The sequence below is a fragment of the Clostridium paridis genome (assembly GCF_016765615.1).
Lineage (GTDB): Bacteria > Bacillota > Clostridia > Clostridiales > Clostridiaceae > Clostridium_T > Clostridium_T paridis.
This window is the reverse complement of record NZ_JAESWA010000001.1, coordinates 1-13,256: the sequence shown is the minus strand read 5'-3', so window position 1 is coordinate 13,256 and position 13,256 is coordinate 1. Positions and strand designations below refer to the sequence as shown.

The 13,256-nt window shown below is 30.8% G+C and carries 12 protein-coding genes, 1 tRNA gene, 1 rRNA gene and 1 riboswitch; of the genes, 1 reads left to right on the top strand and 13 read right to left on the bottom strand.

Going from position 1 to position 13,256, the window contains the following annotated elements; all coding sequences use genetic code 11:
- The first annotated feature begins 153 nt into the window (after positions 1-153).
- A complete protein-coding gene (locus JK634_RS00070; protein ID WP_202765594.1) occupies positions 154-750 on the top strand; it encodes a DUF2628 domain-containing protein in 597 nt (198 codons plus the stop codon).
- A 49-nt stretch (positions 751-799) separates the two neighbouring features.
- Here the strand turns inward: JK634_RS00070 and JK634_RS00065 are convergent, their stop codons facing one another.
- The 13 genes from JK634_RS00065 to rrf all read right to left on the bottom strand — a co-directional run bounded on the left by JK634_RS00065 (position 800) and on the right by rrf (position 12,935).
- On the bottom strand, positions 800-1,522 hold the full coding sequence (locus JK634_RS00065; RefSeq protein WP_202765593.1) for an ATP-binding cassette domain-containing protein: 723 nt from the start codon (positions 1,520-1,522) through the stop codon (positions 800-802).
- Positions 1,509-2,174, bottom strand: coding sequence for an amino acid ABC transporter permease (locus tag JK634_RS00060; protein ID WP_202765592.1), 666 nt, complete (start codon positions 2,172-2,174; stop codon positions 1,509-1,511). The genes JK634_RS00065 and JK634_RS00060 overlap by 14 nt, the downstream gene beginning before the upstream one ends.
- Positions 2,175-2,287: 113 nt before the next feature.
- The gene (locus tag JK634_RS00055) at positions 2,288-3,091 is read right to left on the bottom strand and encodes a transporter substrate-binding domain-containing protein (RefSeq protein WP_202765591.1); all 804 of its coding nucleotides are present in this window, start codon (positions 3,089-3,091) and stop codon (positions 2,288-2,290) included.
- Positions 3,092-3,296: 205 nt separating this feature from the next.
- The gene (locus JK634_RS00050) at positions 3,297-5,405 is read right to left on the bottom strand and encodes a HelD family protein (RefSeq protein ID WP_202765590.1); all 2,109 of its coding nucleotides are present in this window, start codon (positions 5,403-5,405) and stop codon (positions 3,297-3,299) included.
- 72 nt (positions 5,406-5,477) lie between these two features.
- Entirely contained in the window at positions 5,478-7,472 is a 1,995-nt protein-coding gene (gene ftsH, locus JK634_RS00045) for an ATP-dependent zinc metalloprotease FtsH (protein WP_202765589.1), read from the bottom strand.
- A 32-nt stretch (positions 7,473-7,504) separates the two neighbouring features.
- Complete coding sequence (lepB, locus tag JK634_RS00040) at positions 7,505-8,059, bottom strand: signal peptidase I (protein ID WP_202765588.1); 555 nt, start codon at positions 8,057-8,059, stop codon at positions 7,505-7,507.
- Complete coding sequence (locus tag JK634_RS00035) at positions 8,059-8,274, bottom strand: DUF3006 domain-containing protein (protein ID WP_202765587.1); 216 nt, start codon at positions 8,272-8,274, stop codon at positions 8,059-8,061. The genes lepB and JK634_RS00035 overlap by 1 nt, the downstream gene beginning before the upstream one ends.
- Positions 8,275-8,638: 364 nt before the next feature.
- Positions 8,639-9,931, bottom strand: a complete 1,293-nt coding sequence (lysA, locus tag JK634_RS00030) for a diaminopimelate decarboxylase (RefSeq protein ID WP_202765586.1) — start codon at positions 9,929-9,931, stop codon at positions 8,639-8,641.
- A 127-nt stretch (positions 9,932-10,058) separates the two neighbouring features.
- Positions 10,059-10,225: riboswitch (Lysine riboswitch) on the bottom strand.
- Positions 10,226-10,292: 67 nt separating this feature from the next.
- The gene (locus JK634_RS00025) at positions 10,293-10,967 is read right to left on the bottom strand and encodes a hydrolase (RefSeq protein ID WP_202765585.1); all 675 of its coding nucleotides are present in this window, start codon (positions 10,965-10,967) and stop codon (positions 10,293-10,295) included.
- Positions 10,968-11,158: 191 nt separating this feature from the next.
- Positions 11,159-11,653, bottom strand: a complete 495-nt coding sequence (locus JK634_RS00020) for an NAD(+) diphosphatase (RefSeq protein ID WP_202765584.1) — start codon at positions 11,651-11,653, stop codon at positions 11,159-11,161.
- A gap of 21 nt (positions 11,654-11,674) precedes the next feature.
- Positions 11,675-12,370, bottom strand: a complete 696-nt coding sequence (gene sfsA / locus JK634_RS00015; protein ID WP_202765583.1) for a DNA/RNA nuclease SfsA — start codon at positions 12,368-12,370, stop codon at positions 11,675-11,677.
- Between the two features lie 215 nt (positions 12,371-12,585).
- A tRNA-Glu gene (locus JK634_RS00010) sits at positions 12,586-12,660 on the bottom strand.
- A 158-nt stretch (positions 12,661-12,818) separates the two neighbouring features.
- Positions 12,819-12,935, bottom strand: a 5S ribosomal RNA gene (gene rrf, locus JK634_RS00005).
- Positions 12,936-13,256: the final 321 nt, after the last annotated feature.

The window sequence follows — 13,256 nt, the reverse complement described above, 5'->3', positions numbered from 1 at the left end:
AATAAAAAAATATAATGGTTATAATTATTAATAATTTGTAATAATTCTTTATTTTTGATATATTTATGTATAAGGTCTTTAAATTAGTAATATATTCAATGCTTAATTATAAATAGGCATTATAATAAAAACATATTTTTAAGGAGGCTATATATGATTTGTCCTAAATGTGGTAGAGAGTATGAAAATTCTACTGAATGTCCTTATTGTGCTTCAGAAATGAACACTAGCAATTATTCTAATAATTCTTATTACGCTTCTTCTGAGGTAACAACTGAAGATTTAGAAAACTATGTTGGATTAAAGAAAGCTGATTATTTCTTAACAAAATGGTCAGATATGGATGCAACAGCATCAAAAATATCTTGGAACTGGCCTGCATTTTTTATCAACTGGGTATGGCTACTTTATAGAAAAATGTATGCATTTGGTTTTGCTGTTTTAGGCTTTAATATCATTTCAAGAATGTTTATTAAGAGCTCAGGATTTAGTTTTATTTTAAGTGTTGTAGAAATGATTGCTGGAGGTTTATTAGGTAATTGGATCTATAAGTACTCTGCTGAAAAGAAAATAAAGGAAATCAAGAGATTGTCCAACGATGAAGAAGTTGCAAGAAGACGTATTTCCATGGCTGGTGGCGTAAATATCGCTGTCCCAATAATTTTCGGAGTGCTTTATGGCCTTGTTATTATATTCCTTGTGCTTTTAGCTGTCGCAGCATTTTCAGCAAGATCAACCTATAATTTCTAAAATATATTTATACAAAGTTAAAGAGATGGCAAATGCCATCTCTTTATTTTTATAATACCTTAGATAAGAAGTCTTTAGTTCTTGGATGTGTAGGATTTCCAAATATCTCTTCTGGAGTTCCTTGTTCAACTACATTTCCTCCATCCATAAATAGAATCCTATCTCCTACTTCTCTTGCAAATCCCATTTCATGTGTAACTACTATCATAGTCATACCTTCTGAAGCTAGTGACTTCATAACAGCCAATACCTCTCCAACCATTTCAGGGTCAAGTGCTGAAGTTGGTTCATCAAATAGCATCACATCTGGTTCCATTGCTAACGCTCTTGCAATAGCTATTCTTTGTTTCTGTCCGCCTGATAAACTACTTGGATATGCACTTGCTTTGTCTTCTAAGCCTACTTTTTTAAGTAATTCCATTGCTTTCGCAATTGCCTTTTCTTTGCTCCACCCTTTAACCTTAATAGGAGATAATGTTATATTATCTAATACCGTCTTATGGGGAAAGAGATTAAAGCTTTGAAAAACCATACCCATTTTTTCTCTAATCTTATTTATATCAGCTTTTTTATCTGTGATATTTTGTCCTTCAAAAATAATTTCCCCTTTAGTAGGTACCTCTAGAAGGTTAAGACATCTTAAAAATGTAGATTTTCCTGAACCTGAAGGTCCAATAACAACTACAACCTCTTGTTTTTCTATATGCTCATTTATTCCTTTAAGCACTTCATTTTTACCAAAATACTTATGAAGATCATTAACGTGAATCACTTGCTTTTAACCTCCTTTCAACCACACCCATAATTCTAGTTAGAATAAAGGTTATTACAAAGTAAATAGCTGCTGCTACTATCAAAGGTTCTAATCCTAAGAAAGATGCTGCTCTTACTGTACCAGAGTTATACATAAGTTCTGCAACACCAATTACAGAAACCATAGATGACTCTTTTATAATTGAAATAAATTCATTTCCTAGTGCTGGAAGGATATTTTTAAACGCTTGAGGAATTATGATTTCCTTCATAGCTAAACCATGCTTCATTCCTAAACTTCTTGCTGCTTCCATTTGTCCTTTATCGACAGCTTGTATACCTGCTCTGATTATCTCTGCTACATATGCAGCAGAATTTAATGATAGTGCTATAATACCTGTAGCCATATCTGGCAAATCTCTTCCAATAAGTAGAGGTAATCCTATGTATATTATCCAAATTTGAATTAAAAGAGGAGTTCCTCTAACAAATTCAATATAAGCTATTGAAAATGCTTTTAGTATCTTAACTTTTGAAAGCTTCATCATACTTAAGAACAATCCAAGGATTGTACCTATAATAACTGCAAATAAAGCCAAAATGATTGTGTTCTTAGTTCCTACTACAAAATAATTACTGTATTTTGACAGAAAATCAAAATGTAATGTCAAATCTCTTCCCTCCAATTAAATCAATTAAGGATTTTCAAAAAAATATTGAATAAATTCATCAATTTATCCAACATTTTTTGAAAATCCATAGATCACTATTTTTATTAAAAGTTCTATTCTCCAGCTAATGCATTTGCATCATCAAAGAATTTCTTTAGCTTACCTTCTTTTTCTAATCTATCTAGAGTCTTGTTTATAGCTGCTTGAAGATCAGTATCTCCTTTAGCCATAGCAATTGCATATCCTCCAACTTGATCCTTAATTACAGCTGATGATAAAGCTAAATCAGGATTTTTAGCAACATATGCTTCAGCAACTGGTTGTTCTAATAACACACCATCAATCTTACCACTCTTTAAGTTCATGATTACATCACCAGTCTTACCTAAAGAATTTAATTCTGGATTAGTTATCTTTTCTTTAACTGTATCTTCTTGAACAGTTCCTTTTTGTACTCCGATTTTCTTGCCATTGAAATCTTCTGGTTTAGTATACTTATCCTTATTTTCTGCCTTTACTACAAATACATTATCAGTTTTATAATATAGGTTTGAAAAATCCGCATTTTGTTTTCTTTCTTCTTTTGGAGTCATACCTGATAATATCATATCGAACTTTTTACCTTGTAAAGCTGGTAATAATCCATCAAAATCCATCTCTTTTATCTCAAGCTTTACTCCTAAGTCCTTTGCAACTTCTTGTGCAATACTTACATCCATACCAACTACATTACCTTGAGTATCCTTAAATTCAAAAGGTGGAAAATCTGGTGATGTTCCCATAACTATTTTCCCGTTATCTTTAATTTTTTGCAAAGTTGTTTTTGATTCTTCTTTCTTACCACATGCCATTAATCCTAATGCCATTACACTTACTAACGACAATGCCATTACCTTTTTTAACATTCCTTTTTTCATAATAAATAACCCCCTTATTATATTTATATATCCATCAAAAATAATATCATTTTTAGTATAGGAATAATTATACACCACTATTTTATATTTATGCAATACTTTTATAATATTTTCGTATAAAAATTAAAATTTATCTTACTTTCACCTTTTTAAGCTTAAAACTTTCTTTTGATGAATGTAAATTATGCATAAAAATATGCATAATTTACCTTTTTTCAATTTTTATACTAGTCAATTTATGGAGGGCTCTTGTACTCATAATATACTTTATTAAGTTCTCTTTATTATTATCTTCATCTTCGTCTAATATTATTACTCCATCAAATTCTAATCCTTTAGCAAAATATGATGGTATTAGAACTATTCCCCCATTATAGATAACTTCTTCTCTGTCAAATACAACATTACTTACTTCTTCTTTAATTAAGTTCCCCAATTCTTTTAATCCATTAATGTCTTTTTTTATAACTGCAATACTTCCCAAACCTTCTTGTTGCATCTCTTTTATTACTTTTATTATTAGATTTAGAAGATCTTCATTGTTACAAGTATATTCCCTAACTGCATCTCCTGATCTAACTAACGGGATTATCTTTTCTTCTTGAAGATATTTATTAGCATACTCCATAATTTCCTTTGTAGAACGGTAACTCTTATTAAGTTTAAATTCATGAATATTTCCATCAAAAATATCACTTAAATTAAGCATAGCAGGTTTTTCATCAAGCTTCACTAGTCGTTGATTGGAATCTCCTAGTATTGTAAAGCTATTACATCCTATATATTCTTTTATAGCCATAAATTGAATCTTAGAATAATCTTGTGCTTCATCAATAACTATATGTTTTATATCTCCTTTATACTTAGCTCCCCAAAGTTTTACCATTAGATATAATATAGGTGCTAAATCTAAGTGAGTTAGTCTTCTATATTCATTGATTCTATTATATAATTCAATTGGTTTTTCACAGTTTATAAATTCATCTAATGCTTTTCTTGAATTAATAACTTCCCTAACAATTTCTCTTATTTTTATTCTTCTGCTAAACTCTAAATTTAATTCCTCTAAAGCTAACTGTTCTGATGTTAAAGTCTTCTTATATTCTTCAACTTCCTTATTTAATTTCCAAACTCTTTCATCTCTTTTATTTTTAATTTTTGAAATAATTACTCGTTTAATTTTTTCATTTCTTTTAAATAAAGGCATATACTTATAATCTTCAATAAATAGTTTTTCTATTTCTTCTTTTGAGTAAACAACTTCACCATAGTAGTAAACATCTTCTAATTTAAAATAGTCATGTTCACAGTTAGCTATAAAATCCTCTATGAACTTAGTAAATTTATTGGAATTCTTATATCTTACTTCATTTAAAAACTCTTCTTCACCAGAATATATTTTTTCAATATATTCTTGAAACTCCATTACTTCTATATCCTTAAGCTCATTTAGTGCAAAATTTACAAAAGTATCTTGCTTAACACCAACTTCACCTAGACTAGGTAACACTTGAGAAATATACTCCATAAATATAGAATTAGGTCCTAAAATAAGTACTCTACCTTCCAATGCTTTTCTATAGTTATACAACAAATATGCAACCCTATGTAATGCTATCGTGGTCTTACCACTTCCAGCTACACCATCTACAACCATATTTATTTCTCTACTCATTCTAATGATATCATCTTGCTCTTGTTGAATTGTCATTATGATATCTCTTAATTTTTCAGAAGAATTTTCACTTAAAACCTTTTGAAGTATATCATCCTTAACATCTATTTCTGAATCGAATATTCCTTCTAAAGCTCCTTTTTTAACAATTATTTGTCTTCTTCCAAGTATTTCTGTTTCTATCTCTCCCATAGGTGCCTTATATTTTGCTCTTCCTAATGTTCCATGATAAAACAGTGAGGCTATTGGAGCTCTCCAGTCTATTACCACTGGTTCTAAATCATCTTCATTCGTTACTCCAAATCTTCCTATATAAAGACTTTCAGGATACTGCTCTTTATCTTCAACAAACGTCACTCTTCCGAAATAAGGTGATTCCTTTAATATGGTCATTTCTTTTAATTTTCTATCTATTGTTTTAAAAGCTTCTTCTTTCGCATATCTTTCATGATCAAAAAATTCAATTACTGCATCTTCATCATCTTTATATTCCTCTATAAAGTTCTTTCTGGATTCCAATATATACTCAGTAATAGCTTTTCTTTTTGCTAATGCTCTTAAAATCTCATTATTCAATATTTCTAAAGTCTCACTTAGCTTCTTTTTCTCAACTAAAAATTCAACATCTTTATTATCCATGTAAAAGCTTCATCCTTCCTATGATGTAAAAAAGTTTCCCTAGGGAAACTATTTTACTCAAATAAACTTTTATTATTCTAGTGATATATTTTCTATCTTCTCTTCTATTCTTTGATTATTATTTTCATCAGTGGTATCTTCTGTAACTTTTTCATTATTTATGCTTAAATCTTCTTCTTTGCTTTTAGCATAAATAGCTTTTCTTGCTTCTTCTCTACTTTCTCTCTCTTTATCTTTTTCTTCTTTTAGGGCTTTAAGCTCTGGATACTTTTCAAATACCATTTCTAAGAACTCATCCCCCATTAAGGTTTCTTTGTCCAATAGTGTATTTGATATCTTAGTTAAAAGATCCCTATTTTCATCTAAAAGCTTTATAGCTTTCTTATGACAATCTTTAATAATATTTAATGTTTCTTCATCAACTCTTGTTAATGTTTGTTCTGAGCAGTTGGCTGCGTTTCTTCCATCTAAATATCTATTTCTTACAGTTTCTAAAGCCATCATATCAAAGGTCTCAGTCATTCCATAAAGCGCAACCATACTTCTTGCTGATTGCGTTGCTCTTTCAATATCATTTGACGCACCAGTTGAAATTAAGTTAAATTCTACTTCTTCAGCTGCTCTTCCTCCAAGCATAACTGTAATTTGATCCAATAATTCATCCTTTGATACCAAGTACTTTTCTTCCTCAGGAAGTTGCATAGTATATCCTAAAGCTCCCATAGTTCTTGGCACTATAGTTATTTTATGCACAGGATCAGTATTCTTTAATAATGCTGCAACTAATGCATGCCCAACTTCGTGGAAAGCAACTATTTTCTTTTCACGAGGTGATAAAATTCTATCCTTCTTCTCTTTTCCTGCTATAATTACTTCTACTGCTTCTTCTAAATCTTCTTGAATAACCTCAGTTCTCTTATGTTTAACAGCCCTTAAAGCAGCCTCATTTACAATGTTTGCCAAGTCTGCTCCTACAGCTCCGGGAGTTCCTTTTGCTATAGACTCTAAGTTAACTTCTGAATCTAATTTTACATCTTTAGCATGTACCTTTAAAATCTCTTGTCTACCAATTAAATCTGGCCTATCTACAATTACTCTTCTATCAAATCTTCCTGGTCTAAGCAATGCTTTATCCAGTATTTCCGGTCTATTTGTAGCTGCTAAAATAACAACCCCTTTTGAAGAATCAAATCCATCCATCTCTGCAAGTAGTTGATTTAGCGTTTGTTCTCTTTCATCATTTCCACTTATATTTCCTTCTCTGCTCTTACCAATTGCATCTACTTCATCTATAAACACTATACAAGGAGCTTTTTCTTCTGCTTGTCTAAAAAGATCTCTAACTCTTGAAGCTCCCATTCCCACAAACATTTCAACAAAATCCGAACCTGACAAAGAAAAAAATGGCACCTTAGCTTCTCCTGCAACTGCTTTTGCAAGCAGTGTTTTACCTGTACCTGGAGGCCCTACTAATAGAGCTCCTTTAGGTAGTTTTGCCCCAATCTCAGTATATCTTTCAGGTTTATGTAAGAAATCTACAATTTCTTTTAAGGATTCTTTTGCCTCTTCTTGTCCTGCCACATTATCGAAGGTTATTCCTGTCTGATCCTCTGCATATAGTTTGGCAGTATTTTTACCAAAGGACATTACTCCTCCACCCATTTTTTTATCCATTTTACCAAACATCAATCTTCCTACGAAGATCACAAATACCATTGGTAAGATCCAAGAAAGAAGAAGTTCCATAACTGGGAAACTATCTGGTTTTTTTCCACCATATTTTACACCTGCATCATCTAATTCCTTCACTAATGATGGATCATTAAGATTTACAGTATATATACTTTTTCCGTAATCTTTATTTTCCTTAATAGGATATATGTTTATTACATTAGTATCAATTACGACTTCTTCAATCTGCTTATCTTTTAGCATAGTCTTGAATTCGTTATATTTTAACTGCTTAGTCATGAAAAGTGACTTAGAATAATTAAATGTAACTAATATAGATATTGCAATTAATCCATATATAAGTAAATATTTTAATTTCTTATTATCTTTAAACATAAATGTTCTTCACCCCATTTTTCTCTAGTTAGTTATTTAACAAAACCGAATCTATTAAATGGATAAACTCTTAATTGAGCTTTACCTTTTATATCTTTGCCATCTATAAATGGATTGTTCCAATATCTTGCATCTTCTGAATTTGCTCTATTATCTCCCAAAAAGAAAAATTTTCCTTTAGGAACTTGAAACTCTCCGTCGTATGAAGATGGATATTTTACATAATCCTCATTTATTTTTTCATCATTAATATATACCTCTCCACCCTTTATTTTTACATTATCTCCAGGGATTCCGATTAGCCTTTTTATAAGTGTATCTCCTAGTTCACTAGAATAAAATACAATTATATCACCATGTTTTAGATTTTCGGGTTTATATACTCTAGTTACAAATAACTGATCATTTACTTGCAATGTTGGTTTCATTGACTCCGAAGGTATATATATCTTAAATAGTAAAAACTTATTTATTATTACTGTTGCAATAATAGCCAATACTATTGGAAATATCCAATCATATATAAATCTTTTAAAACCACTTATACTTTTTTGTTCAACTTCTGAGTTGTTAGTATTATCCTCCATTATTCCTCCCATATTCCGTCTGCTAATTTATTTATTTCTTCTTCTCTCTGCTTTGTTAATCTCTCATCAACAACGTAAGATTCATTCTTACTAATTATAACTTTTCCACTTGCAACTTCCCCTAGGATTAAAGAAATATCAATATCTTTAAGTTCTCCTGCATCATTTTCGCAAACAGCAAAGTCTCCTTCAATTCTATCAATTATATATTTCAAAATATTCTCCTTCTATAAAGATATTATTAAATAGTATATCATATTTGTATTATTTATTTTAACCTTAATAAAATAAAAAATCTATAAAGAATTTATAAAATATTAAACTAACTAGTCAATATAAAAAAACAAAAAAATCGCCAAGGCGATTATGAGCCGTCGATTTTTTCCTCTCATCTGCCTTTCCAAACGAATGTGAGGAAAATTTGGCAGGCGACTAATTCTATTTTTTTACTCTTTAGGTATGTCTAGTAAATCCTTAGATTATAATTCAAACTTATAATATTATCTATAACCTTAAAATATTATAAATTCCTAAAGAGTAAATAAGATTCAGCTATAAAATAACTGAATCTTATTTGTATTATATTTCATTTCTTAATATATCTTCATAACTTTCTCTTTTACAAATAACTCTAGCCTTACCTTCACTAACCATAATAACAGCAGGTCTAGGAATCTTATTATAGTTGTTTGCCATAGAATAACCATACGCTCCAGTAGAAAATACTGCCAATATATCTCCACTTTCAACTTTGGGTATTGATATATCATTAATAAGTATATCTCCTGACTCACAACACTTACCTGCGATGGTTACCTCTTCATATTGTTCTTCCCCTAATCTGTTTACAACTAAACAATTATATTCAGCTCTATATAATGCAGGTCTTATATTGTCAGTCATACCCCCATCTACTGAAACATACTTTCTTACTTCTGGAATATCTTTAATTGAACCTATAGTGTATAAAGTTGTACCAGCATTTGCTATTATTGATCGTCCTGGTTCAATAGATAAAGTTGGTATCTCCATTCCAAGTTTCTTGCATACAACTTCTGCCTTATCAAGTATTGCTTTACAATACTCCTTGGTTTCTCTAGGTTCATCTCCTTCATTATAATAAACCCCGAATCCTCCACCTAAATCTAATTCAGGTATTTTGATTCCTAGTTCTTTTTGAACCTTAAATAATAAGTTCAACATTATTTCTGTTGCATCTTCATATGGTTCTATTTCAAATATTTGAGATCCAATATGACAATGAAGCCCACTTAATTCAATGTTTTTGTAAGATGATGCTGCTTTAATAGCTTCAAAAATCAGATCTCCAACTGGAGCAAATCCAAATTTTGAGTCTATTTGGCCAGTTTTTATATATTCATGGGTATGCGCTTCTATTCCTGGGGTTATTCTTAGATATATCTTCTGAACAACTCCATATTCTTTAGCAATAGAATCTAATATCTCTAGTTCATATAAATTATCTACTACAAATCTTCCAACTCCATTACTTATACCCATTTTAATCTCATCTATAGTTTTATTGTTTCCATGAAAATAAATTTTTTCAGCAGGATATTCAGCCTTAAGTGCAGTAAATAATTCTCCTCCAGATACTACATCTAGATATAAGCCTTCATCTCTAATTATTCTACACATTTCTAGTGTTAAAAAGGCTTTCCCAGCATAAGCAACTCTATTTCCTGTCTCTGAACACTGAAAGTTTTTATAGTAATCTCTACAATTATTTCTTACTAGCTCCTCATCAACTACATAAACAGGTGTTCCATATTCTTTAGCTAAAATACTAGCTTCAACGCCTCCAATATAAAGCTGATTGTTCTCAATTTGTGCTGTACCAAATAATTTCATCTTTATTCCCCCTTGTTTATTTGCCCCAAAATATAAAAGTCACAGAAAAATCTGTGACGGGTAGAGTTCTTTTGTATAGGATATTGTAATTATTACAATATAAACATCATAATTAATTGCAATTAGCCTACCTTGTAGCTCTCCACTTATAGTGACAATCATGAATATGTTCTATTCATGACCAGAGATAACTTCTGCCGTTGCTATCTCTTCGGCTATTTCTCCTTTCCTTAAAGATCATCACTTGCCAGTTCCTTTTAAGTACTAATAGTAAATAGCTCCTCTACCCTAGGTATATATTATATTGTATTCAACTTGATGTTAATATGATAACATACTCTTTTTAGTTGTCAATAAAAAATTAAGAATTCCTATATCTATCCATTAAACTACTCATTATATCTGCTCCAAGAGGTGGTGTATATGTTATTGCATTTGCACCAGCTTTTATTGTTTCTTCAACACTTTCTTCTGTTGGCCCTCCTGTTGCAATTACTGGGAACTCAGTAAACTGACTTCTAATTTTTCTTACAATTGCAGCAGTATCCTTACCACCTGAAACATTTAATATAGTTGCACCTGATTCTATTCTCTCTTCTATGTTTTCATTCTCAGATACAATAGTTACTATAATAGGTATATCAATAGTTTTTCTTATCTTACTTATAATCTCATTTGATGTTGGAGCATTTAATACTACTCCCATAGCTCCCTTAAATTCAGCATCTAATGCCAGGTTAATAACTCTTTTTCCTTGAGTTATACCTCCACCAACTCCACAAAATACAGGTACATCTGCTGCCATAACTAGAGCCTCAGTGATTACAGGTTGAGGTGTAAATGGGTACACTGCAATAATAGCATCTGCATTTGTATTTCTTATTATTGCTACATCTGTGGTAAATAATAATGATTTTATTCTCTTGCCAAATATCTTAATTCCACTACAATTTCTAATAACTTGAGGCACCTCAATAACATGATTCCTTAAGGTTCCCTTAATCTCAGGTACAAACTTAGACTCTTTTTGTGACATACAATTACCTCCATGAAAAATTATTCTAAATATATTATAATACTAAAAATTTCAGTATAAAATATATTCACATTATCTTAAATAATTTGTAATATTTATCTTAATATGAAATATGAAACAAAAAAAGAGTTCCTAACTTATTCAAGATACTCTTTTCAAACTACAAACACTAATATAAATGCAAATTAATATTAATAATTATATTTTTCTAGTATTTTTTTTACTACTTTTTTTCCTATAGCATCTTCTTCCATCTGTTCCAATGCCTTTTCTAAAGGTATCCATTCTAAGGCTTCAACCTCAGATGATTTATTTATATCTCCACTCTTATATTTTGCCATAAAAGTCAACATTAATAGTTCTTTGCCATATACAAAATCACTACCTAAGTATTCTATGTTCTCTATCTGTATTCCTGTTTCTTCCATAACTTCTCTTGCTACTGTTTGCTCTACAGTTTCATCTACTCCAACATATCCAGATACAAGCACTTTAGAATTTTTATATATATAACTTTGCTTCAATAGTAAAATCTCTTTTTCCTTAATAACTGCTATTACTGCACAAGGCTTTGGTAAATCAAAAAACAACGTATCATCGTGCTCGCAGAATGGTACTGCCCCTTCATCCCAACTATCTTTTAGTTCTAATTCTCTTCCACATAATGGACAATACTTAAACTTCATTCTACCCACTCCCCAAATAACCTATAAATTCACTTCAATTTCCTTTAATATTTCAATTGATTTTTCTGTCACCTTACAAGAATACGCATAAATATCAACGTCATTTTTTTTTGCAAGTTTTACTACTTCTCCAAACTTAGGATCCATAATATAGTTTGGTGTAAAGCTCAGTACCTCTTCCATTTGAATCAAAAACATTATTCCTGCTCCGTAACCATTTTTTTTCGCTTCTATTAATTCTAAAACATGTTTAGTTCCTCGCTCAGTCGGTGCATCTGGAAATGATGCTTTTTCATTGAATTCAAGAGTAACTCCCTTTACTTCTAAATAATATACTTCACCTAGAGAATTTGTCAATCTAAAGTCAAACCTACTACTTCCATAGAACTTTTCACTTTCTATAATCTCATAATCATTCAATTCTTTAATCAATCTTTTTTGTAAAGCCTCTTTCACTACCTTATTAGGTATTTGTGAATCTATATTTATTAATTTACTTTCATCTTTATAAGCCGCAATTAAATCATACTTTGTCTTTCTACTTGGGTTTAATTCTTCACGTAAAATAATTTTAGTATTAGGCTTTAATATTTCCCTACATCTTCCTGTATTAGGAACATGTACTACTATCTCTTCTCCATTTAGCATTACTCTAGCATTAAATCTATTCGGCCTTTCTACAAATACTCCCACTTCAATATTATTTTTGAATTTCATATTATCACCTTGATTTCATTTTGTGAATGTCTTTCATCTGTTCTTATTTTATAGCTTTCTTGTTTTTTTATCCACAGTTATATTTAATTAATTAACAGCTTATCTGTATTTCCTTGTTGATTATTTAATTGTTATACAAGTTTATAATATTATACTCATGCTTAAAATTTCTAAAGAGTAAAAAAACTTCATATGCTATATGCACATGAAGTCTTTGGTGACCCCTAGGGGAATCGAACCCCTGTTACCACCGTGAGAGGGTGGTGTCTTGACCGCTTGACCAAGGGGCCATATTTTATTTTAAAAATAACAAAAAAGATTCAATTGGCGATTCCGCTTCGCCACTGGATAATTTTTAACGCAAAACAAGTTTTGCTAAATTATCCGTCAAATGCATAACATGCATTTAACCTCTCCCACACAGTCTTTTAAATAACAATAAAGATTCAATTGGCGATTCCCTACTCTCCCACACAGTCTCCCGTGCAGTACCATCGGCATCTCAAAGCTTAACCGTCCTGTTCGAAATGGGAAGGGGTGTTACCTTTGTATCATCATCACCAATTACTTCTAAAATTGCTATCTCCTTCGTATTACTTCGTCACCGTCGTCATTCCGGTGCTCACATAGCCTATAGTATGCTGCGCTCCTCATTTCCTAGGTTCCTCGTACTACTCGGATCTATCAATTTTATTGTGAATTTACTCTTATGTGAATAAATCCTTTTGTGAATTAACTCTTATCGAATTAATTATTTGCTGAAAAAACCTTATGTTCTTTCAAAATTGCACATAATATCCAGTTGTTTTTATTTGGTCAAGCCCTCGATCTATTAGTATGAGTCAGCTAAATATGTTACCACACTTACACCCCTCACCTATCAACC